This is a genomic window from Mucilaginibacter lutimaris, assembly GCF_042676625.1.
Taxonomy (GTDB): Bacteria; Bacteroidota; Bacteroidia; order Sphingobacteriales; family Sphingobacteriaceae; genus Mucilaginibacter; species Mucilaginibacter lutimaris.
This window is the reverse complement of sequence record NZ_JBHTIA010000003.1, coordinates 960,880-985,403: the sequence shown is the minus strand read 5'-3', so window position 1 is coordinate 985,403 and position 24,524 is coordinate 960,880. Positions and strand designations below refer to the sequence as shown.

The window sequence follows — 24,524 nt, the reverse complement described above, 5'->3', positions numbered from 1 at the left end:
TATTATATTTTTATAGGGCCCAATCCTTATACAAATATTAATGACCACCTGTTACACAACCAAGTCCAAACTTAGATCTTCGCACGTTTTAAAGTTAAGAAATCTTGTAATAGCTGTAATACTTTGCGCAACATCAGTTGGCGCGGCGGCTCAGCAAAAGCCCGGCTACAGCCTGCTCTGGAAAATAAGCGGTAAAGGCTTAACCAAACCCTCTTATATTTTCGGCACCATGCACGTGAAAGATAAACGTGTATTTGGCTTTAGCGATTCGGTTATGCTTGCCATACAAAGCTGCCCTGCATTTGCGCTCGAGATCCATCCCGATACGGTTATTAAACAGATGTTTGAGGACCTAGGGAATAAGGATACAAAAGGCAGCCTGCGTAAATTATTAAGTAACGAAGATTACGAGAAATTCGCTAAACGCTTTGAGGCGAAAAACGGGTATCCGCCCGGCGACATCGACCCTATACAGGCCGAATCAATGATGCAGGCAGTAAAGGAAAAACCCGACGATAAAAAGGCGTTTGTTGACGCATACCTGTTTGGAGTAGCCCGCGGAATGGGCAAAAACATCATAGGACTTGAAAATACAAGAGAACAAATAAAGGAGCTTGGTGAAAGCGACCAGCTAAAATCAAGATTGCAGGATATACTTGACGGTGACGAGCAGGAAGAGCTTGAACAAACCGAAGAAATGATACGCCTGTATAGTGCAGGTAACCTTAAAGAAATTGTAGACTACCTGGGCGATGACCACCTGGACGACCCCGTACTGATAGCGCGCAATAACGTTATGGTCAACAATATTCTAAAACAAATTGCTACTGAGCCCCTATTTTCGGCCATTGGGGTTGCACACCTGCCCGGCGATAACGGGCTTATTACTTTACTAAGAAACGCCGGTTACACAGTTACCCCTGTTACCGCCACATTTACAGGTATTGCAGATAATTTTAACTCCGACTATACCAACCTTAAATGGAAGACTTATACAGATGAAGAGCAGGGCTATTCGATAAACTTTCCGTTTGAACCTATTAAAACGAGCCCTTCATATGATATTAAGGCCGTGGTATATCCGGATATGGGTAACGAAATGTTTTTGGGCACATATGCCCTGTTGAACGGGCCGAAATCGTCAGATCAGGCCATTGCACGCATATTAAAAAATATCCGTAATAAGGAAGAGCGCATTATAAGCAACAAGGTAATTATGCTCAACGGCATTAAAGCTACCGAAGTAATTGTAGAGAACAAAAAACACATTACAATGCGGTACCGCTTTATTACAAATAACAATTTCCTTTATTGCATTTATGCCGGTAACGATATAACCAGTGTTAATTCGGCCTATGCCAATAAATTTTTCAATTCTTTTAAAAGCTTTAAACCAGCTATAAAGCCAGATAAAAAGTGGATAACTTATAAAAATGACACGGCTGCCTTTAGTGTAGACTTGCCTATGCAGCCCGTTATTATCAAGCAGCACATAGCAAGCCCTAAAAACCCGGATAACACCTTTGAATTAAGCATGTATTTAACGACTGATAGCGTTAACTTTATTAACTATTTAGTGAGGTATAACGATTATCCGAAAGGGACTTACCTTGCTAACAAAACCCAGGCTTTTGAAAGCGTAAGTGGAGAATTAAAATCAAAAGGGGCCGTTATAAAAAAGATCCGTACAATTTTCTTACAGGGTTATGAGGGCCGTGAGTTTGAATTTAGCCTTAAACAATACAGTTGCAAGGCGCAATTTTTTATACGCGGCAATCGTATTTATTTATTATTAAAGCAAAACCTCGAAGGCGGGGAAATGTCTAAAGGTTTTGATTTTTTTAAAACATTAAAGTTTACGCCCTATGCTAAGGCCCCGCTTAACAGCTATGAATTTAAAAATGGCGCATACACAACTAAAGTTTTTCAGAATGTAGTTGCTCCTGTAGATTCTTCGATGCATTATAATTCGTATTTACGGACAGGCGAAACCGTATTTTCTACCAATATGCGATCGGGCGGCGTGTTTGGAGTAGAGCATGCTACATTCAGTAAATATTATCGCATTGCCAACATCGATTCGGCATACAGTAAATTGCTGCATAGTTTTGTAAATTATACTGATAGCCTCATAAAAAAAGATTCGGTAACCGTTAACGGTATTAAAGGCTGGGAACTTATTACACAAGGCAAGTACACAAAAGAAAAAGAACGCCGCAGGTTGATCATCAATAATAACGACGTGTTTACCTTTATGAGCCATGCCGCCGAAGAAGAATTATTTAGTGATGATGCGAACGAGTTTTACAACTCATTAACAGCAACTCAAAAAACATCACCAATATCCCTAAGCGCATCCAAAGCCAAACTTATTATCAAAGACCTTTCAAGCACCGATACTACAACATATAATTTTGCTTTAGGGGCATTAACATATTATGAATTTGAAAAAAGCGACCTGAACGATCTGTTAAGCGCTATCCAAAAAAATTACAGCGACGACACCACCGACAATGGCGCGCGCGTAAAACTTATAGAGGCTATTGCCAATTTGAAAGAACCTTCGTCGGCAGATGTATTGGTAAAAGTTTTTAATGACACCAAAAGCGAGGACATTAAGGTAACTGCGCTTAATGCTATTGTTAAGGTTGATAGCATTAAAGGTTACAATACTTATTTTAACTTGTTAAGCAAGGAAACACTAACAAATGCCAGCCTCAATTATCAGATATTCCGCCCGCTTAACGATTCTCTCGGCTATGTAGCTGCAAATTTTCCGGAGGTAATAAAACTGCTTAAACATCCGGGTTATAGGCGCAATATATTGTCTATAGCGCAAAACATGGCCGGTGAGGCAAATAAGGGTAAATACCTGCCACTTATAAGAGCTAACTTTAATGTACTTACGCAATATGCAAATGAGGACCTAAAAAGCTACCTCGCCGACACTGCGCAATACAAATGGAAATACGGCATATCCAATTACCTGCAATTGATGACAGCCGTTAAGGGGCAGCCGCTTACAGATGGCTTTACATCTGCCATTATAAAAAAAGATGCTTATGATGGTGAAGTAAGCGAAGCCGTAATTACACGTTTAGATAATGGGCTTGCTGTCAACACAATTGTAACTAACAGGCTATTAGATAGTATTAGCTTGAGGTATGGTATATTAGAAGCATTGAATAGAAACGGTAAACTTAATCATGCACCATTAAAATACCGCAGTCAGTTAGATTTTGCTAAAACCTCTTTATATGAATATGTGCAGGGTGAAGATGAAGGCAGCGCAACAAACATTAAGCTTTTAGGCATAATACCCGAAAATCAAAACCAGTATTTTGTTTTTAAATTTGATTCGGGTTATAACGAAGATGCTCATTATACAGCCATTTGCGGCCCCTACAAAACGGGATCTGCTAAGTTAGATTTTTCGATATATCGCGTGTATACAGATTGGGATGATAAACAAACAAACTGGAAACTACATGCCAGGAAAATGATACCAAAATTAAAAGAGGCTAATAAGGAAAGCCTTAAATACGCCCAAAATTAACTTTTAGAGCACAAACAATGAGCACTATTGCTAAAAAACTGTTGATGAAGCCCGGCCAGCATTGGCTTATAATGAACGCGCCCGAAGATTACCTGGCAACATTGGAACCCCTGCCCCAGGATGTTAAACTATCTTTTAATGCAGCAGGCGATTTTAACGGTATACAAGTATTTGTAAAAAATAGTACCGGACTGGCTGAAGCACTGGCCCAATTGAAACCTGTTTTAAAAGACGAAACAGTTTTATGGATCATCTACCCAAAAAAGAACTCAGGTATTGATAGCGACCTGGAGATGATGAGCGGCTGGGAAGTAGCTAAACCTTACGGACTGCGGCCTGTAGCATCCGCCGCTATAAATAACGTGTGGACCACCCTGCGTTTCCGCCCCGAGCATCTGGTAAAACATTCAGGCGCCAGCAAAGAGTCCATCCGAAAAGAAAATGATTACTCCGCATATATCGACGTTGATAAAAAACAGATAACCCTGCCGCCCTACCTGCACGAAGCGTTAGCCCACGAACCTGCTGCAATGGCTGCGTACGAGAAACTTGCCTGGTCGCACCGCAAGGAGTATGTAGTCTGGATATTGAGCGCCAAACAGGAACAAACGCGCGCTAACCGCATCGTAAAAATGATAGAAATGCTGACTGCTGGTAAAAAAAATCCATCGCACAAATAAGCCTTTTACACCAGGTGTCCCACTTTTTATGTTAGAAAAACGGGACACTCTATAACAACCTGATAATCAATTAAATAAAAATTGACTTTTTGTGCCTTAAAGTCAGCGAATATTTTCAAGTTATTGATTTAAAGTTATTTATGTGTTTAACATGGTGTCCCACATATAAAAAAACGGGACGGAATGGGACACCCGGGACAGTGACCCGTCCTGAAAAAAGTTTACACCATTAGCCATAATACTATACCTTATTTACACTTTAATTTATAACCAAATATTTTGCTCGCCGCTTGTATTATTCATTTTAAACTCTACATTTGTAGAATAAGATTTAATATTGTAGAGTAATATGAAACTATCTAAAAAAGAAGAGGAGTTGATGGAGCACCTTTGGTCGCTGGAAAAAGGCTTCATGAAGGATATCCTCGATGCCTACCCCGAGCCAAAGCCTGCAACTACAACCATTGCCACACTGCTTAAACGGATGGCCGATAAAGGGTTTGTAAGTTACACTACTTACGGTAATTCCAGGGAATATTATCCGCTAAAAGCTAAGGCCGAATATTTCTCTACCCATGTAAACGGCCTTATCAAGAGCTTTTTTAACAACTCGGCGTCACAGTTCGCGTCATTTTTTACGCGTGAAACAAACCTTTCCGAGAAGGAACTTGAAGAACTCAAAAATATCATTGATCAGGAAATTCAAAAAAAGAAAAAATGATTGCATACTTCATCAAATCCGCCCTATGCCTTGTTGTGCTGCTGGCCGCGTATTACCTGCTCTTGCAAAAAGAAAAGATGCATCGCTTTAACAGGTTCTTCCTGCTAATCAGCTTGATGTTTAGCCTCGTTGTCCCGGCTATTTCAATCACTTTGCCTAAAGCAGCAGTGCCCAACATGCTCCCAATTGCTTATGTTATTGACGAAGGCAGGCCGCAACAGATCCGTACAGAAATTCAGTCGGTGGATGTGCAGAATGTTGTAGTTGCCCATTCGCTTACTATTACCGAGTACCTGCTGATAGTTTATGGGCTTGGGGTATGCATATTGCTGATCCGGTTTGGACGTAATTTGCTGTCTATTCGCAACAGCATCCGCAGGAACAAAAGCATTGCTACTGTAGATGCAACCCTTGTTTTGATCCCCAACGAGACCATCCCGCACAGCTTTTTAAACTACATTTTTGTAAATGAAGCTGATTACACAAATGGCATCGACCAACAGTTAATACAGCACGAACTTACCCATGTAAAGCAACGCCACTCGCTGGATATCCTGTTCATCGAATTGCTGAAAATAGCGTTTTGTTTCAACCCGGTATTTATCTTGTATAAACGCGCTATCCAGCTAAACCATGAGTTTTTGGCAGATGAAAACGTGCTCTCGGCAAACGCAGATCTGAAGCGGTATCAATACCTGCTGCTATCGAAGGCGGGCTTTAGTCCGGCGGTTAACCTAACAAGTAATTTAAATTATCAGATAACTAAAAAACGCTTAATCATGATGACACAAACAACTCCAAAATTAAGGGCGACGCTAAAGGGAATTGCATTGGCACCTGTAATGCTGGCATTAATACTTTTTGTGAGCGCCAAAGCAGAAGCGGTGGCAGCTAAAGCAGGAAAGGTATTTAACGACACTATCCCGCAAAAAATGCAGGTACAATTTGCCAAGCCGAAGAGTAGAGGCCCTTTTGTTTCTAAAGTTGATAAAAACGGCAAAGCTGTATTCTATAAATACGTTGCAGACCTTACCCCTGCCGAGAAGAAGAAATTCAGGTTCCCGCTGCCCGGCAGCTTTGTTAAGCCCGTTAAGCAATCGCCAAACGAGCGCCAGATGCACTCGTGGTCCACAAAATCTATTTATGGCATTTGGCTGGATGGTAAACACATCTCTAATGATGAACTTGCTAACTACAGCAATAAAGACATTGTTTACTACACCAGCAGCCCGCTTACTAAAAACGCCATTAACTATCCAAAGAATTATTTCCAGGTAGATCTTTATACTGAGGATGGGTATAAGGAGACATTTAAAACTTGGAAAGATAGAGCAACAAAGTAACCTTCTCCAACGCGTCATTGCGAGCGATAGCGTGGCAATCTTCGATGGGCTTATCGGCTACTTTTCTATCGAAGATTGCCACCTTGCTATGACGACTTTCAAATTCTCCAACAAAAAAAGCCCTGTCAGAACTAACTGAACAGGGCTTGGGTTTATAACTGACTGACTAATTATTCTTAATAAAACACCTGGTCAAACTGGTTAACAGCGTCCTTACTTTCCAGGTTGGAATGCCCCATCAGGAACTCGTCAACTTTGCGGGCAGCCTCGCGGCCTTCTGATATTGCCCATACAACCAATGATTGGCCGCGGCGCATATCCCCTGCAGCAAATACTTTACTAACGTTGGTGCGGTAAACACCTTCTTTAGCCTTCACATTCTTACGCTCATCAAGCTCAACGCCTAATTGCTCAAGGGTGCCTTCAAACTGAGGGTTAACGAAACCCATCGCCAGGAATACACGCTGGCAAGGTATCTCGCGCTCGCTGCCTTCAACCTCGTTAAATTTAATGGGGCGGCCCATTACGTCTATCTCCCAGCTTACGTCGGTCACTTTAAGGGCCCTCAGATTTCCTTCAGCGTCGCCTAAAAACTCTTTGGTGTTAATACCCCATGAGCGTTCTACGCCTTCCTCGTGCGAACTGGTGGTTTTTAGCACCATTGGGTAGGTTGGCCACGGCATGTGCGCGGTGCGCTGCTCAGGTGGTTGTACCATCACCTCGAATTGTCTCACAGAACGTGCGCCCTGGCGGTTTGATGTCCCTACGCAATCGCTGCCGGTATCGCCGCCGCCAATTACTACTACATCTTTATCGGTAGCAAAAATTTCTTCGCCTTCAACGGCAATACTGCTTACGCGCTTGTTCTGTTGCTTCAGGAAATCCATTGCAAAGTAAATGCCTTTCAACTCCCTGCCGGGAATAGGCAGGTTACGTGGTATAGTTGAACCACCTGCCAATACAACGGCGTGATGATTGCGGACAACCTCATCAGCAGCAACGTTTTTACCCACTTCAGCGTTGCATTTAAATTCGATGCCGTCCTCTTCCATGATCTGGATACGACGGTCTATAACCCATTTCTCCAGTTTAAAATCAGGGATACCGTAGCGTAACAGGCCACCGGGACGGTCGTCGCGCTCGTAAACGGTTACGCTATGGCCGGCCTTGCTTAACTGTGCTGCGGCGGCTAATCCCGCCGGTCCCGAACCAATCACAGCTACCTTTTTGCCTGTTTTAATAAGCGGGGCAACCGGTTTAACCATATTTTTTGAGTAGGCTATCTCAATAATATGTTTTTCAATTTCCTCAATAGCTACCGGCGGTTTGTTGATACCTAATACACAGGCAGACTCGCAAGGTGCGGGGCAAATACGGCCCGTAAACTCCGGGAAGTTATTTGTTGATGATAAGATCTGGTATGCTTCGTCCCAATTTTTGCGGTATACGGCATCGTTAAACTCGGGGATAACATTACCAAGCGGGCAGCCGCTATGGCAAAACGGGATCCCGCAGTTCATGCAGCGTGCCGATTGCTGGTTCAGCTTCTCATCAGAATACAAACCAACAAACTCATTATAGTTTTTTACCCTTTCGGCAACAGGCGTTTTTACGGGGAGTTCCCTGTTATATTCCTGAAATCCTGTAACTTTTCCCATTATGATATTTAGCTTACGGTTTGATACTCTAATTTTTCTAACACTTTTTTGTACTCCTTAGGGAATACCTTTACGAACTGCGACGATGCCTTATCCCAATTTTTAAGGATACTTTGCGCCAGCTTGCTGCCGGTTAAGCTTACATGCTTTTTCAATAGAGCAGTTATATGCTCCTCGTCTTTTAATGATAGCGGGTCAAGGTCAACCATTTCGGTATTGCAGTTTTCTGTAAATGTGCCGTTAGGGTTATACACCCAGGCAATACCACCACTCATACCCGCCGCGAAGTTCCTTCCGGTTTCGCCAAGGATAAGCGCGCGCCCGCCGGTCATGTACTCGCAACCGTGGTCGCCAATACCTTCAACAACCGTTGTAGCGCCCGAGTTACGCACCGCGAAACGTTCGCCTGCCATACCCCTTACAAACAACTCGCCGCTTGTGGCGCCATACAGGGCAACGTTACCTATCAGGATGTTATCTTCGGGCTTAAATGTTGCGTTTGTAGCCGGGTAGATGGCTAATTGCGCACCCGAAAGGCCCTTACCTACGTAGTCATTAGCCTCGCCTTCCAGCTCAAAAGAGATTCCTTTTGTGGTGAAAGCACCAAAACTTTGGCCTGCCGATCCTTTAAATTTATAGTTGATGGTGTTGTCGGGCAAGCCCGCAGAACCATAGATCTTCGAAATTTCGTTCGATAATAATGTACCAATGGTGCGGTTCACGTTGATAACATCAAACGTAGCAAACACCGGCGTTTTCTCTTCAAGCGCTACCTTGGCGGCTTTCAGCAATTCCCAGTCGAGTATTTCATCCATACCGTGGTCTTGCTTCTCGCTGTTGTATAGCGTGCTGCCTTTGGCGGTAGTAACCGGGTGCAGCATGCCGGATAAGTTGATGGTTTTCGCTTTCCAGCTTTTCAATCCTTCTTTAACCTTCAGGAATTGCACACGGCCAACCATTTCATTAATGGTGCGGAAACCAAGTTCGGCCATGATTTCGCGCAACTCTTCGGCCATAAAGCGGAACAGGTTAACAACGTGATCAGGACTACCACTGAATAGTTTTCTTAACTCAGGATCTTGCGTAGCGACACCTACCGGGCAGGTATTCAAATGGCATTTACGCATCATGATACAGCCGCCGGCAACAAGGGCCGCGGTTGCAACCCCCCATTCCTCGGCACCCATTAGCGTAGCTATAGCCAAATCGCGACCTGTCTTTAACTGACCATCCGTTTGCAGTACTACACGGCTACGCAGCTTGTTGCGTACCAAAGTTTGGTGCGCTTCGGCAAGGCCAAGCTCCCATGGTAAACCCGCGTGCTTAATAGAGCTTATTGGCGATGCACCGGTACCACCGTCGTATCCTGCAATAAGAATAACGTCGGCATGTGCTTTAGCAACACCCGCTGCAATAGTACCAACACCCGCTTTCGATACAAGTTTAACGTTGATACGCGCGGCGCGGTTAGCATTTTTAAGGTCGAAGATCAGCTGGGCCAGATCCTCAATAGAATAAATATCGTGATGCGGCGGCGGCGATATCAAACCTACGCCCGGTGTAGAGTGGCGTGTTTTAGCGATCCACTCGTCAACCTTGTGGCCCGGCAGTTGCCCGCCTTCGCCCGGTTTTGCGCCTTGTGCCATTTTGATCTGTAACTCATCGGCATTGCTCAGATAGTTTGAGGTAACCCCAAAACGTGCCGAAGCCACTTGTTTTATAGCCGAGCGCATCGAATCGCCGTTTGGCAGTTTCTCGTAACGCATCTCGTCTTCACCACCCTCGCCGGTATTGCTTTTGCCGCCAATGCGGTTCATGGCAATAGCCATGGTGCTGTGTGCCTCGTGCGAAATAGACCCGAACGACATGGCACCAGTAGCAAAACGCGTCATGATGCTTTCTATCGGCTCAACCTCGTCAATGCTTATGGCTTCGCGGTGATGTGCAAAATCAAGCAGGCCACGTATGGTGTAATGTTTTTCGGTTTGCTCGTTTATCGCGGCAGCGTAATTTTTATATACGCTATAGCTGTTGCTGCGGGTTGCATGCTGTAGTAAGTGTACCGTGGTTGGATTAAACAAGTGGGCCTCGCCGCGGCGCTTCCATTGGTAAATACCGCCCTCAGGCAATAAGTGGTTTTCTGTTTTAGGGCTATTAAAGCCAATTTTATGTTTGCAAAGCGATTCTTTGGCTATCTCATCCAAACCTAAACCCTCTATACGGGTAACCGCGCCGGTAAAGTAGTTATCAACCACCTCTTTGTTCAGCCCCAGGATCTCGAACACCTGTGAACCATGGTATGATTGCAAGGTAGAGATCCCCATTTTAGAGAAGATCTTCAGCAAACCATCATTAACCGATTTTACATAATTTTTGTAAAGTGTTTTAAGATCAAGGCTGGTTTCTAACTGTCCGTTGTTTTTTAACGTTTCTATTGTTGAAAGCGCCAGGTACGGGTTAATAGCCGTGGCACCAAAAGCTAATAAAGTAGCAAAGTGGTGGACTTCCCAAACATCGCCTGTTTCGGCTACGATACCTACCGCGCCACGGCGGCCTTTTTTGATCAGGTGGTGATGGACAGCAGATACCGCTAAAAGCATCGGAATAGGCGCGTGTTCAGAATCTATCGCGCGGTCGCTCAATATCAGTACCTCAAAGCCATCGTCAACAGCATCCTCCGCGTAGCGGCAAAGCCTCGCTATACCCTTTTGCATCGACCCCGGGTTACCATCGGCATTGTAATAGGTTTGCAGCGTTTTGGCGTGGAATAATCCCGTATCTATCGAACGCAGCTTTTCAAGCTGGTGATTTTTTAATATGGGGTGATTAAGCACCACACAATGGCAATGCATTTTGTCTTCATCCAGCAAATTGCCATTGTTACCTATAAAGGTAGCCAAACTCATTACCAAACGCTCGCGGATAGGGTCTATCGGTGGGTTGGTTACCTGGGCAAAAAACTGTTTAAAGTAGCTCGACAGGTGCTGAGGTTTATCAGACAATATGGCCAAAGGCACATCCGTACCCATCGAGCCTATTGGCTCTTTACCATCCAAAGCCATTGGTTTAATAATGGTATCTATATCCTCGCGGCTGTAACCAAATACCTGCTGGTAGCGATAAACGGCATCGGCACTAAGGCTGGCGAATGATAAACGCGGCTCGGGCAGTTCGCCCAAACGGATCTTATAATTATCTAACCAGGTACCGTAAGGCTGCTGGCTTGTAATTTCTTTCTTAATTTCTTCGTCGGTGATGATCTTTCCCTTTTCGGTATCTATCAGCAACATTTTACCCGGCTGCAAGCGGCCTTTGCGGATAACTGTACTCTCATCTATTTTTAACGTCCCCGCTTCTGATGCTGCTATAACGCGGCCATCATTGGTGATCACAAAACGGAGCGGGCGAAGGCCATTACGGTCAAGCAGGGCGCCAACCAGTTTACCATCTGTAAAGCTGATAGCAGCCGGGCCATCCCATGGCTCCATTAAGGTAGCGTGGTATTCGTAGAATGCTTTCTTAACCGGGTCCATCTGCTCATTGCCATCCCATGCCTCGGGAATCAGCATCATCATTACATGCGGTAATGAGCGGCCTGTGTGAAGCAAGATCTCAATGATATTATCCAGACAAGCACTATCCGACTGATTGTTATCGATCACCGGAAGCAGCATCTCCATTTCCTCGTTGGTGAAATAGGCCGACGCAAAAGATTTTACGCCTGAGTAGAACCAGTTAAGGTTACCGGTAAGTGTATTTATCTCGCCATTGTGCGCAATTAAACGGAAAGGCTGCGCCAACTTCCACGACGGGAAGGTATTGGTGGAAAAACGTGAGTGGATCAAGGCCAGGCCCGATGTTACACGCGGATCGGCAAGGTCGGTAAAGTATTTACGCAGCTGATAAGTGGTTACCTGCCCTTTGTAAATAATTGTTTTACAAGAGAACGAGGTAAAATAAAAGTGTTCGGCAGCTGCCGGTATAGTTTCGGTAACAGTTTTATTGATGTAACGGCGAAGAACGTAAAGTTTGCGCTCAAAATCGTCGGTATTGGTAACGGTGCGCGGACGCGTAACAAAAACTTGTTCGCAATCTGGCTCGGCCTGGCGTGCGGTTTCGCCGATTACCGATGAATTAACATTCAGCTTGCGGTAACCAAGCAAAGTAAAACCTAATTTTTCGATAGCGGCGGCAATAATTTTTCGGCTTGCTTTCTTCAGAGCAGGCTCTTTGGGGAAGAACAACATACCCACGCCGTACTCCCCCGGCTCCGGTAAGCTGATCTCCAGATCAGAACATTCTTCCATCAAAAATTCATGCGGCAATTGAATGAGGATACCTGCGCCATCACCACTTTCGGGGTCACAACCACAGGCACCGCGGTGCTCCATGTTCTCTAACATGGTTAAAGCATCGCTAACAATACTGTGCGATTTATGACCGTTTATATGCGTAATAAATCCTGTTCCGCAGGAATCGTGCTCAAATTCCGACCTGTATAGGCCCTGCTGGTTACAATCAGTTTGATCCATTCTTTTATCCGCTTATTTTATGATGCGGGTAATAACGAAATTATCAAATTTTCATATTTTTATAAAATAGATGGATATTTTTTTAAATTTATTAAAACAATAGGCTTTTTTTACAATTTAATTATTAAGTCGACAATTATAGTATAGTATTTGTATGAATTTAATAATTCTTAATGTTTATTTAATATGCACACATAGTAAATAAATGTAATAATCTAATTTTGCCAAAAAGTACTTATACCTTATAATATATGGCCGATAAAATCAAAGCAGTATTTTTGGACAGAGACGGTGTGTTGAACCGTGAAATGGGCGATTACGTATGCAAGCTGGAGGATTTTCATGTGCTTGATAATTTTGACGCGCTGAAAGAATTGCAAAACCGCGGATATATGCTGCTTGTAGCCACCAACCAGGGCGGACTGGCTAAAGGCTGGTACGATGAAACCGAACTTGGCAAAATGCACGCCCTTCTTAAACAGGTTTACCATGAACACGGTGTAGAAATAAAAGATTTTTTCTACTGCCCACACCACCCCAACTTTACCGGCGACTGCGATTGCCGCAAGCCAAAGCCGGGCTTATTATTACAAGGTATTGAGAAATATAACATCGACCCATCAAGATCATATTTCATTGGCGACCGCGAGCGGGATGTAGAGGCGGGTACAGCGGCAGGGGTAAAAGGCATATTAATAGACAGCGACCAGCCGATAAGCACAATTTTAGATTTGATAGCTTAAAAGTTGATAGATGGGGATATGCAGGAGCAGATCCCTTCATTGCATATCTACGTTTACATATCTTAACATCTACATATATCGCCTTTAAAACAATTTTTGCTTTACATCCTTTAAAATACCAATGGGCTTTTTGGATAAACTAAAAAACTACGACACGCTGCTGTTCGCCGCGATTGCCTTTTATGCCATTTACCTGTTTACCAGTTACAGCGGCATCGGCATCTCGCCCGACTCGATCATGTACACCAGCGCGGCCCGTAATTTTGTTGCCAATGGTAACCTGCATACTTTTAATAATATTCCCATTGTTGATTTCCCTGTATTTTACCCCTTTTTCCTGGGTGTAATCAGTTTCATATCCCAAACAGACCCGGTAAAGTTTGGCGCTGTGCTTAACATGTGCATGTTTGCCACGCTTATTTTTACCAGCGGATGGATCATGTCGCGGTTTACACCTGCATCACACATTTATAAGTGGCTGGCGCTGGCAGCTATTATACTTAACCCGGGGCTGTTGCAGGTTTACTCTTATTTATGGTCGGAGACGCTGTTTATCCTCGAAGTATTATTATTCCTGATCGTTTTTCGTAAATACCTATTAACCCACGCTGGTAAATGGCTGGTATTTGCCGCAGGCATTGCGGCGGTGGCCTGTATAACACGCTATGCCGCGGTAACCATTGTAGGAACAGGCGGGTTGCTTTTATTGCTCGACAGGCAGCTACCCATCAGGAAAAAAGTTAGCCATATTATTATATACGGCCTCATCTGCATTTCGCTTTTAGTAGCTAACCTTACCTTTAACGCCCTGCATACCGGCACCGTAACAGGCCCCAGGGAACCATCCATTACCTCATTTAGCCAAAACCTGTATTACTTTGGCAGCGTATTTTGCGAGTGGATAGGGATGACGCCAAACATGTACCATACCTTTGCTTTGCCCCTCGCCATTATCATATTGGTTGGTTTTATAGCTGCCCTAACATTTAACTTTACCCGCCGCAAGCTGGATAGCTTTGAAAACCTTGCCATTACCTTCGCGCTTATTTACGGGTTGTTTATTGTACTGTCCTCTACCTTTTCGCGGTACGAACGTATTAACCCCCGTTTACTTGCGCCTATGTATATACCCGCCTTATGGGGTTACACCAGTTGGGGGTTGCTGCTGTTGAAGCGCATTGCAGACAGGCGCGTGCGTATGGCCGTTGCCGCCATATTTATACTAATGATGCTTGGCTATATTACCCAAATTTACCTGATAGATAAAAAACGGTATAACGATCAGATAGTTGACGAGTACGGAAACCCCGGTTATACCGACAACGACTGGATGGAATCGGAATTTGCCAAATACTTAAAAACAATCGATAAAGGCATGTTTGCGCCAAAGGTTGGCATTTATTCCGACGCGCATGAGGCGGTTTACTTCTTCTCTGGCATGTCATCATACCTTGTACCGCATAAATTCTTTAAAAAAGATGTAGAGAAGTTTTATAAAATAAAACGTTTCTACCTCATCTGGTTCAATAACCTCGAAAATCCCGAGCTCATCAATATTAAAGACATTCAAAAGGTAAAGAAATTGAAGGTGATAAAGCAGTTTGAGGAGGGGGCGATTTACGAATATGATAGTCAGAATCAGAATTAATAGAATTTTAGGATTTACAAAATCTAAAAATTGCAACATCCTGAAAATTCTCTAATCCTGTAAATCCTGATTCAGACAACAAATTTACATAAGCACTTATACATTTTGCCATTTTTCCAAAATTCGGTAGGTAATTTTATATTTTTTGCAATCAATTTCTTTTTAAATTTTGATTTAATAAAATACGCCCTATATTTGCATCGCTTACCCAAAGCAAGTTATAAAATGAACGGACTTAACACATATCATTTACATCTGCACCATCACCACCATGTGGTGATCATGTAATAGTATGTTTCTACGCGAAATATCGTCCTCCGTTTATTATTCATTCCTTAAAGTCAATTTGTGAAAACACTTAAAATAGCGATCCAGAAATCGGGTCGGCTCAACGAAAAATCCGTCGAATTACTAAAAAATTGCGGCCTTAATTTCGAAAATTATAAAAGCTCGCTCATCTCCCCCGTATCAAATTTCCCGTTAGAGATCCTTTTCCTGCGCGATGATGACATTCCCGAGTATGTACAAGACGGCATTGCCGACCTGGGCATCGTAGGCGAAAACGTAATACAGGAAACCGAGGTTGAGGTAAGCTACCTGCAAAAACTTGGTTTTGGTAAGTGCTCATTAAAAATAGCCGTACCAAACAACAACAGCATTACCGCTTTAGAGCAGCTTAATGGCAAGGCTATTGCTACTACATACCCGGTAATATTGGGTAAATATTTAAAAGAAAAAGGTATTTCATCTGATATCCGCACTATATCAGGCTCGGTAGAAATATCGCCGGGCCTTGGTTTAAGCGATGCCATTTGCGACCTGGTATCAACCGGCGGCACCCTTAAAAGCAACGGATTGGTTCCCTTTGCCGATGTAATGAGCAGCGAAGCCGTTTTAATAGGCCAAAAAGGCAGCGAGAATGAAGATCTGGTGCAGGAATTGATACAGCGTATCCAGTCTGTGTTGCGCGCTAAAGAAACCAAGTACGTGGTGCTGAATGTGGAGCGCAAAAACCTGCCGTCGGTATTAGCGTTGCTGCCGGGCGTAAAAAGCCCTTCGGTAGTGCCATTGGCAGAGGAAGATTGGGTGGCTGTACACACCGTTATACCCGAGCGCGATTTTTGGGACCGCATAAGCCAGCTGAAACAAGCCGGCGCGCAGGGCATTGTAGTAATGCCGATAGAGAAGATAATATTGTAACGCCCCACCCAAACCCTCCCCGAAAGGTAGGGCTTATATGGAGTGGGTTATTTTTAAAAAAGTCTCCCCTATCGGGGGAGATTTAGAGGGGGCTTATGAAGACATTCAATTATTCAGACTTAACTAAAGCAGATATTGCCCGCCTGGTACAGCGTAATGTTGACCCTGCGAACGAAATTCGTACTTTGGTTGAGGAGGTTATAGAACAGGTTAAGCAAAACGGCGATAGCGCGCTGATAGACTTTGCCAGCAAATTTGACAAAGTTGAGCTAACGAAGCTTTACCTTGACAGGGCCGAATTGGAACAGATAGCCTCTGCTGTAACAGAAGACCAACAGGAAGCTTTACAAACAGCATACGCCAATATTTATAAATTCCACAAAACACAGCTAAAAACCGAGGATAAGGTAGAAACCATGCCCGGCGTTACCTGCTGGCGAGAGTTGAGGGCTATTGAAAAAGTTGGCCTTTACATACCCGGCGGCACGGCTGTTTTACCCTCAACTTTTTTAATGCTGGGCATACCGGCACGTATAGCGGGCTGCAGCGAAATAGTAGTTTGCTCTCCGCCACAAAAAAACGGTAAGGTAAATGCTTTTATAGCTTATGTAGCTTTAATGCTGGGTATTGATAAAGTTTACCTGGTTGGCGGCTCACAGGCGGTTGCTGCTATGGCATATGGTACTGAAACCATCAGCCGGGTTGACAAGATCTTTGGCCCGGGCAACCAGTTTGTAACCAAGGCCAAAACCATTATTCAGAGCACTACCACAACAGCAATTGATATGCCGGCAGGCCCGTCGGAAGTTTTGGTGATCGCCGATGCATCTGCCCAACCCGCATACGTGGCAGCCGACCTGTTAGCACAGGCCGAGCACGGGATAGATAGTCAATCGATTCTGGTATGTACCTCGCAGGATATTGCCGATAAAACGTTGGCCGAAGTTGAAAAACAACTGTCCATTTTGCCTCGTGCCGAAATTGCTAAACAGGCATTAAACAATTCATACATCATCATCACAAAAGATCTGGATGAGGCAATGGATTTTAGTAACGAATACGCGCCCGAACACTTAATTTTGGCCACTGAAAATTGGGAGGAACTAACGCCAAAGATCATCAATGCAGGCTCGGTTTTCCTGGGTAACTTAACGCCTGAGAGCGCGGGCGATTATGCATCGGGCACCAACCATACCCTGCCCACCAGCAGTTATGCAAGAGCATACTCGGGTGTGTCGGTAGATTCGTTTGTAAAGAAAATAACCTTCCAGTATTTAACAGAGGAGGGTATACAAAATATAGGCCCGGCTGTAGGGATACTGGCCGAAATGGAAGGCCTGCATGCACACAGGAATGCGGTGAGTGTAAGGATGAGGCCCGACAATAATAAATTTTAATGTCATTGCGAGAATCGTAGCGACGTGGCAATCCCGCGCCAATGCATATCCGTTCTGTAAACAACGAGATTTCCGCGCTATCGCTCGCAATGACATGGTTAAATAAAGAGAATACAATGTTCGAGTTAAATAACATATTACGCGAAAACATCAAAAACTTAACCCCCTATTCATCCGCACGTGATGAGTACACAGGTGAGGCCAGTGTGTTTTTGGATGCGAATGAAAACGCTTTCGGTTCGCCGCTGGAAACAGGTTACAACCGCTACCCTGACCCTTTACAGTACAGGGTAAAAATGAAGTTGAGCGAAATCAAAGGTGTGCCTGCCCGCAATATTTTTCTGGGTAATGGCAGTGATGAGGCTATCGATATCCTGTTCCGTAGCTTTTGTAACCCGGGTGTGGATAATGTAATTATTGTACCGCCAACCTATGGTATGTACCAGGTATCGGCAAATATTAATGACGTTGAAGCGAAAAAAGTACTGCTGACCGAAGAATACCAGCTCGACCTCGACGGTATTGCCGAGGCTATCGACAACAACACGAAACTGATCTTTATCTGCTCGCCAAATAACCCAACGGGTAATTCTATCAATCGAGATGACATAGAAACCCTGCTGGCCAATTTTAACGGCCTGGTTATTATAGATGAAGCTTATATTAATTACAGTCGCCAAAAAACCTTTATACAGGAACTTACTGAATATAGCAACCTGGTGGTATTGCAAACCCTTTCAAAAGCATGGGGACTGGCCGGCTTACGTGTAGGCATGGCATTCGCGAGTGAGGAAATCATCGAGGTGATGAACAAGGTGAAACCGCCTTATAACATGAATGAGGCATCGCAACAACTGGCTTTGCAGGCGCTAAACAATGTATCGCTGGTAAATCTGTGGATAAAAGAAACGCTTGAAGAACGCGATAAATTGGTGCTAAACTTAAAGGAATTTGATTTTGTGCTGGATATTTACCCATCTGATGCTAACTTCATTCTTGTAAAAACAACCAACGCCAAAGCCATTTACGACTTTTTGGTGCAGCATGGCATCATCATTCGCGACCGCTCTAAAGTGGAACTTTGCGAGGGTTGCCTGCGCATCACCATCGGCACGCCCGATGAAAATATAACCTTGTTAGAAACCTTACAGCAATACAAATAGCATGAGTAATTTGCAAAAAGTACTTTTTATTGATCGTGACGGTACCCTTATCAACGAAACGCCCGATGAGCAAATAGACTCGTTTGCCAAGCTGACCTTTTACCCCGGCGCTTTGCAATACCTGCCTAAAATTGCCGCCGAACTTGATTTTGAGCTGGTAATGGTTACCAACCAGGACGGTTTGGGCACCGCCGTATATCCGGAGGATACTTTTTACCCGGTTCATAATTTTATTCTCAAGACATTTGAGAACGAAGGTGTGCATTTTTCGGAACAGGCTATAGACCGTACTTTTCCTGCCGATAATGCCCCTACCCGCAAACCTGCAACAGGCTTACTGACAAAATACTTAGATACCACTAAATACGATCTGGCCAATTCTTTTACCATAGGCGACCGCAAGAACGATGTGTTGCTGGCTAAAAACCTGGGGGCGAAGGCGATATGGCTAAATAACAGATCGGGCTTGGGTGATGGCGAGTTTAGTACAAATACCGATAACGACATTGCAGGAGTAGTAGCCTTACAAACTATTGACTGGAAAGAAATTTACGAATTTTTAAAGCTGGGCCAACGAGTATTTGAACACAGCCGCATTACTAAAGAAACCGACATACGCATCAAAATAAACCTTGATGGCACAGGTGAAGCCAAGGTATCTACAGGCCTGCACTTTTTTGACCACATGCTCGACCAAATTGCACGCCACGGAAGCATAGACCTTGAAGTAACCGCCAAAGGCGACCTGCACATTGATGAGCACCACACCATTGAAGATACCGGTATTGCCCTGGGTGAAATTTTTGCTACGGCATTAGGCAATAAAATGGGAATTGAGCGTTATGGCTTTTGCCTCCCTATGGACGATTGCCTGGCACAGGCAGCCATTGACTTTGGTGGCCGCAACTGGATAGTTTGGGACGCCGATTTTAAGCGCGAAAAAGTTGGTGATGTACCTACAGAAATGTTCTACCACTTTTTTAAATCGTTTAGCGATGCATCAAAAAGCAACCTTAATATTAAAGCCGAAGGGCAAAACGAACATCACAAAATAGAAGCTATATTTAAAGCCTTTGCCAAAGCTATAAAAATGGCCGTAAAGCGCGACGTTAACAAAATGGTTTTACCAAGTACGAAGGGACTTTTGTAAAACAGAATCAAGAGTTAAGAATCAAGAGACAAGACAATTGCTTTTTCCTGATTCTTGACTCTAATATCTTGACTCTTTAATATGATAGGCATTATACGATACGGCGCCGGGAACATATTCTCACTTACTGCTGCTTTAGAGCGGCTGGGCATTGCCTACGGCATGGTTAATACCGAGGCTGACCTGGAAAAGTTCGATCGTTATATCATACCCGGTGTTGGGCATGCGGGCGCTGCCATGCGCAAACTGGAGCATACCGGACTTGTCCCGGCTATAAAGGCCCTTAAAAAACCAACTTTGGGTATTTGCGTTGGCATGCAATTGCTAACGGCCTATAGTGAAGAAGGTGATGCCGGTCTGCTTAATCTTTTTCCTATCAAAACTTTAAAATTCCCTAATAAGGACAATTTTAAAGTACCTCATACGGGCTGGAACCAGGTGTTTGCCGAAAAAGAAAACCCGCTATTTGAAAATATACCTGTCGGGTCACACTTTTACTTCGTACATTCATACTTTATTGAGTACGATCAATTATTCACTTTGTCTTCAACCAGTTACATAAATAAATTTTCGGCATCAATTTGGCATGATAACTTTTACGGTGTGCAATTTCACCCCGAAAAGTCGGGTGCGTATGGCGAATTATTATTAAAAAACTTCTCTAAAATTTAAAGCATGTATATTATCCCTGCCATTGATATTCTGAATAAAAAGGTTGTGCGCCTGCGCGAAGGCGATTATCAACAAGTAACAGAATACGATGTTACACTCGAAGAAATGATAGAAAGGTACCAAAGTAATGGTACAAACTTCATTCACATTATAGATCTTAACGGCGCAAAAGGCGATTTCAGCAACCAGCAATACCTGTTTGATGTTATCCGTAAAACAGATATGCAGGTACAGTACGGCGGCGGTATCCGCAGTATCGACCAGGTTAAGGGCTTGATTGACTCGGGCGTTCACCGCGTTATTGTAGGCACACAAGCTATTACAAACCCAACTTTTTTGGAGGAACTGAGCAAAGAGATTTGTGGTAAAGATAAATGCAGCGACCAGGTGGTTGTAGCTATTGATGTGCTGGATGAGGTTATCAAATACTCCGGCTGGATGGAAAGCTCGCCCATAAAACTAATGGATTATGTAGATAAGTGCCTGCAGTTAGGTTTCTTCCGTTTCCTGTGTACCGACATTAATAAAGATGGTAAACTGGGCGGTGCCGGTGTAGAACTGTATAGCAAATTGCTTGATCATTCGCCGTTCATTAAATTGATAGCATCTGGCGGGGTAAGTTCTATGAAAGATATTGAGGAATTAAATAAAATAAAGGTTGAAGCTTGTGTAGTTGGCAAAGCCATATATGAGAACCACATCAGTATCGAAGAGATCAAAAACTGGAATTTGGAATCCCTTATGTCTATTTAATAATATGTCATTGCGAGGAGCGTAGCGACGCGGCAATCTCGTAGCAATGCATTAACGATATGCTTACGACGAGATTGCCGCGCTATCGCTCGCAATGACATAGTTAAAATCCACCATGCTCGCTAAACGAATCATCCCCTGCCTTGATGTTAAAGATGGCCGCACTGTAAAAGGTGTAAACTTTGTAGACCTGCGTGATGCCGGCGATCCGGTTGAACTTGCCTGGAACTATTCGCAGCAAGGTGCCGACGAATTGGTGTTCCTGGATATTACCGCGACTGTGGAGCGCCGCAAAACTATGGTAGAGCTTGTAAAATCTGTAGCGAGGCAGATCAATATCCCATTTACAATTGGCGGCGGTATTAACGAAATTGCCGATGCTGATGCCCTGCTCAATGCAGGTGCCGATAAAATTTCCATAAACTCGGCCGCGGTGCGCAATCCGGCTTTGATAGATGAGTTAGCTAAGGCATTTGGGGTGCAATTTGTGGTTATAGCGGTTGACACAAGAGTAATCGGAGATAAAAACATAGTGCACCTTAATGGCGGGCGCTTGCCAACCGAAAAAGAAACTTTAGTCTGGATAGTTGAAGCCGAAAGCCGCGGTGCAGGTGAAATACTGCTTACCTCTATGGACCATGACGGTACAAAAGCAGGTTTTGACAACGGTTTATTAAAATTAGTGAACGATACGGTGAACATCCCGGTAATAGCATCCGGTGGTGCAGGGTCTGTACAGCATTTTGTAGATGTGTTTCAACAAACTAATGTGGATGCCGCGCTGGCTGCTTCGGTATTTCATTACGGAGAGATATTGATACCCGATTTAAAATCGGTTTTAAGAGAAAATAATATTGAGGTGAGGTAGCCTCACCCCAAACCCCTCTCCGAGGGAGAGGGGCTTACGAATTAAATTACAAATTAAAAGTCTTCCCTTACGGCGGAGATTTAGAGGGGGCTTATGAACATCGACTTTAACAAAACAGACGGGCTGGTACCGGTTATTATACAAGACGAGCAAACACTTGAGGTGCTGATGCTGGGTTACATGAACCAGGAAGCTTACGATAAAACCGTTCAGGAAAATATCGTTACTTTCTTCTCGCGTTCGAAAAATCGTTTATGGACCAAGGGTGAGACCAGCAAAAATTACCTGTACGTAAAAAGCATGCATATCGATTGTGATAACGACACCCTGTTGATAAAGGTTAAAGCTGATGGCCCTACCTGCCATACAGGTTCGCGCAGTTGCTTTAAAACGGAGTACAATCAGAATTTTTTAATGCAGTTGGAGAACATCATTACCGACAGGTACGAGAACCCCACAGAAGAATCTTACATTAACAAGCTCCGCAAAAAAGGCCTTAAAAAGATCACCCAAAAGGTTGGTGAAGAAGGCGTTGAAGTTGTAATAGCCGCCCTATACGAAACAGAAGCCGAACTGGTTGATGAAGCATCGGACCTGATGTTTCACCTATTGGTACTGCTGAAAGAAAAAGGCCTAAATTTGGAGCGCATAGCAAAAAATTTAGAGGAAAGACATAAGTAGACAGTAAGCAGTTTTAAGTTTGCAGTTAACAACTTAGAACTGCCTACTGAGAACCGCCTACTGCAAACTGAAATGGAAGCACAAAAAACAGCAGAACTTACCGGCCACAGCAACCCTATATTTGGCCTGGAACTTTCACAAAAGCCGGGAATCCTCTTTACCGGTGGTAATGATAAGGGCCTGGTGGAATGGAGCCTGGAAACTAACTCTTTTATCAAAGTAATGTTCCCGGTTATGGCTTCAATTTATGCCATACACTGCCCTGTGGGTTATCCGTTATTATTTGCCGGCTTGCGCAGCGGCGAGGTACTGGTTTTCAACTTCATCGAGCAAAAAATAACCCATCGTTTAAGGCACCACATCAAACCAATATTTGATATTAAATCATCACCCAAAAAAGATGAACTGCTAATTGCTTCAGAAGACGGTACGGTATCAGTATGGAGCCTTAAAACACTCGAATTACTGCATAGCATTTCGGTATCTAACGATACTATCCGTTGCATCAGCGTAAACCCTGCCGAAGACCGCATTGCTTTTGGTTGCCGCGATAACCGGGTTGTTATATATGACCTGGAAGACTATAGCCCCATTAAAGCGTTGATTGGCCATACTATGGCGGTTTTTTCGTTGCAATACTCCCCAATCGGCGATTACCTGGTATCGGGCGCCCGGGATGCGCAGGTAAAGATTTGGGATAATAAAACCTACACGCTTATTCAAAATATCCCGGCGCATTTGTTTGCTGTAAACCATATTGCCTTTCACCCTACCCGGCCATATTTCGCCACTGCAAGTATGGATAAAAGCATCAAAATTTGGGATGCCGTTGATTTTAAACTCCGAAAAATAATTAGCAGGGAAAAGGGCTATGCAAGCCATGCGCTATCTGTCAACAAACTTGCTTGGAATGACGATCAGTTACTTTCTACGGGAGATGATAAAAAAATTATTGTTTGGAATATTGCTTTTTAAAGGTACCGTTTCACAAGTTTAAGCCTGTGCGTATGCCGTTTTAACTCTTCCGAATAGATCCCCTCGGTATCTAGAGCATCTATTTTAACCTTGCCTGATGCATGTATAATTTTGCCTCCGCCCAAAATAATACCTACATGGGTAATACGGCCTTCGGGGTTATTAAAAAATGCCAGGTCGCCGGGCTTTGCTTTTAATACCGAATCTACAAACTCTCCCTGTTCTGCCTGCTGCGAAGCATCGCGTTTAATGGCTATGCCAAGCAGCTTATAAACCACTTGTGTAAAACCCGAGCAATCTATGCCGAAGTGCGTTCGCCCGCCCCATAAATAGGGCGCGTTTAAAAATGATTTGGCAATGTTAATAATACTATTGGTTTCGCCTATTGTGCCTATAATTTCAAACTTTTGGTTACCAATATAACTTGTTGTACCTTCTAAAAATGCCAGCGATGCACCGGCGGGCAGGTAAACAACTGAGTTATCTGCTATTTTCCAGGCCTGTGTTACAGCGCTAAAAGTTACCGGTGGTAGTGTTTGCGCAATACGTTTATAAGCCAGGTGCCCAAGCATTACAAATTGCAGTCGGTCTATCCAACCGGTGTAATTATCATAAGCAGTAGTAATTTGCACCCACTTATCTTTCCACTCTAATATTTCAAAAGCCTCGCCAAACAAAATCTGCGATACCATTTCACTGCGGTCGTTAGGTTCGGCCCGCAGGGGCACTACAGCTAAATTACATATCCCGTATTCCATGTATCAATCACACATTATAACGTTAA

At 43.8% G+C, this 24,524-nt stretch carries 18 protein-coding genes; 15 read left to right on the top strand and 3 right to left on the bottom strand.

All coding sequences use genetic code 11. The annotated features are described in order from the left end of the window. Positions 1–40 precede the first annotated feature (40 nt). The 4 genes from ACFQZI_RS05265 to ACFQZI_RS05250 all read left to right on the top strand — a co-directional run bounded on the left by ACFQZI_RS05265 (position 41) and on the right by ACFQZI_RS05250 (position 6,300). Positions 41–3,556, top strand: coding sequence for a TraB/GumN family protein (locus ACFQZI_RS05265; RefSeq protein WP_377139352.1), 3,516 nt, complete (start codon positions 41–43; stop codon positions 3,554–3,556). A 17-nt stretch (positions 3,557–3,573) separates the two neighbouring features. Continuing rightward, the gene (locus ACFQZI_RS05260) at positions 3,574–4,236 is read left to right on the top strand and encodes a YdeI/OmpD-associated family protein (protein ID WP_377139349.1); all 663 of its coding nucleotides are present in this window, start codon (positions 3,574–3,576) and stop codon (positions 4,234–4,236) included. Between the two features lie 349 nt (positions 4,237–4,585). Beyond that, a complete protein-coding gene (locus ACFQZI_RS05255; RefSeq protein ID WP_377139346.1) occupies positions 4,586–4,957 on the top strand; it encodes a BlaI/MecI/CopY family transcriptional regulator in 372 nt (123 codons plus the stop codon). Beyond that, a complete protein-coding gene (locus ACFQZI_RS05250; protein ID WP_377139344.1) occupies positions 4,954–6,300 on the top strand; it encodes a M56 family metallopeptidase in 1,347 nt (448 codons plus the stop codon). Before ACFQZI_RS05255 ends, ACFQZI_RS05250 begins: the two co-directional genes overlap by 4 nt. 176 nt (positions 6,301–6,476) lie before the next feature. Here ACFQZI_RS05250 and ACFQZI_RS05245 read toward each other — a convergent pair whose 3' ends face one another. Then, positions 6,477–7,958 (bottom strand): glutamate synthase subunit beta, encoded by a 1,482-nt coding sequence (locus ACFQZI_RS05245; protein WP_377139342.1) that lies wholly within the window; start codon positions 7,956–7,958, stop codon positions 6,477–6,479. 8 nt (positions 7,959–7,966) lie between these two features. Next, entirely contained in the window at positions 7,967–12,490 is a 4,524-nt protein-coding gene (gene gltB / locus ACFQZI_RS05240) for a glutamate synthase large subunit (protein ID WP_377139340.1), read from the bottom strand. A 251-nt stretch (positions 12,491–12,741) separates the two neighbouring features. On the opposite strand from gltB, the gene ACFQZI_RS05235 reads away from it, so the two are divergent. From ACFQZI_RS05235 to ACFQZI_RS05185, 11 genes are all read left to right on the top strand, one after another. Then, on the top strand, positions 12,742–13,233 hold the full coding sequence (locus ACFQZI_RS05235; RefSeq protein WP_377139338.1) for a D-glycero-alpha-D-manno-heptose-1,7-bisphosphate 7-phosphatase: 492 nt from the start codon (positions 12,742–12,744) through the stop codon (positions 13,231–13,233). 130 nt (positions 13,234–13,363) lie between these two features. After that, positions 13,364–14,881 (top strand): hypothetical protein, encoded by a 1,518-nt coding sequence (locus ACFQZI_RS05230; protein WP_377139335.1) that lies wholly within the window; start codon positions 13,364–13,366, stop codon positions 14,879–14,881. Positions 14,882–15,229: 348 nt separating this feature from the next. Then, positions 15,230–16,081 (top strand): ATP phosphoribosyltransferase, encoded by an 852-nt coding sequence (gene hisG, locus ACFQZI_RS05225; RefSeq protein ID WP_377139333.1) that lies wholly within the window; start codon positions 15,230–15,232, stop codon positions 16,079–16,081. 95 nt (positions 16,082–16,176) lie between these two features. Beyond that, a complete protein-coding gene (hisD, locus tag ACFQZI_RS05220; protein WP_377139330.1) occupies positions 16,177–17,478 on the top strand; it encodes a histidinol dehydrogenase in 1,302 nt (433 codons plus the stop codon). 116 nt (positions 17,479–17,594) lie between these two features. After that, positions 17,595–18,641, top strand: a complete 1,047-nt coding sequence (gene hisC, locus ACFQZI_RS05215; protein ID WP_377139327.1) for a histidinol-phosphate transaminase — start codon at positions 17,595–17,597, stop codon at positions 18,639–18,641. 1 nt (position 18,642) lies between these two features. After that, on the top strand, positions 18,643–19,791 hold the full coding sequence (hisB, locus tag ACFQZI_RS05210; RefSeq protein WP_377139324.1) for a bifunctional histidinol-phosphatase/imidazoleglycerol-phosphate dehydratase HisB: 1,149 nt from the start codon (positions 18,643–18,645) through the stop codon (positions 19,789–19,791). A gap of 81 nt (positions 19,792–19,872) precedes the next feature. After that, positions 19,873–20,463, top strand: coding sequence for an imidazole glycerol phosphate synthase subunit HisH (gene hisH, locus ACFQZI_RS05205; RefSeq protein WP_377139321.1), 591 nt, complete (start codon positions 19,873–19,875; stop codon positions 20,461–20,463). Between the two features lie 3 nt (positions 20,464–20,466). Further along, on the top strand, positions 20,467–21,216 hold the full coding sequence (locus ACFQZI_RS05200; RefSeq protein WP_377139318.1) for a 1-(5-phosphoribosyl)-5-[(5-phosphoribosylamino)methylideneamino]imidazole-4-carboxamide isomerase: 750 nt from the start codon (positions 20,467–20,469) through the stop codon (positions 21,214–21,216). A 115-nt stretch (positions 21,217–21,331) separates the two neighbouring features. Next, on the top strand, positions 21,332–22,084 hold the full coding sequence (gene hisF / locus ACFQZI_RS05195) for an imidazole glycerol phosphate synthase subunit HisF (protein WP_377139315.1): 753 nt from the start codon (positions 21,332–21,334) through the stop codon (positions 22,082–22,084). 93 nt (positions 22,085–22,177) lie between these two features. Further along, on the top strand, positions 22,178–22,765 hold the full coding sequence (hisIE, locus tag ACFQZI_RS05190; RefSeq protein WP_377139312.1) for a bifunctional phosphoribosyl-AMP cyclohydrolase/phosphoribosyl-ATP diphosphatase HisIE: 588 nt from the start codon (positions 22,178–22,180) through the stop codon (positions 22,763–22,765). A 72-nt stretch (positions 22,766–22,837) separates the two neighbouring features. Beyond that, complete coding sequence (locus tag ACFQZI_RS05185; protein ID WP_377139309.1) at positions 22,838–23,740, top strand: WD40 repeat domain-containing protein; 903 nt, start codon at positions 22,838–22,840, stop codon at positions 23,738–23,740. On the opposite strand, the gene ACFQZI_RS05180 is transcribed toward ACFQZI_RS05185, so the two are convergent. After that, positions 23,737–24,498: a C40 family peptidase gene (locus ACFQZI_RS05180; protein WP_377139306.1), complete on the bottom strand. Its 762-nt coding sequence runs from the start codon at positions 24,496–24,498 to the stop codon at positions 23,737–23,739. The genes ACFQZI_RS05185 and ACFQZI_RS05180 overlap by 4 nt on opposite strands. Positions 24,499–24,524: the final 26 nt, after the last annotated feature.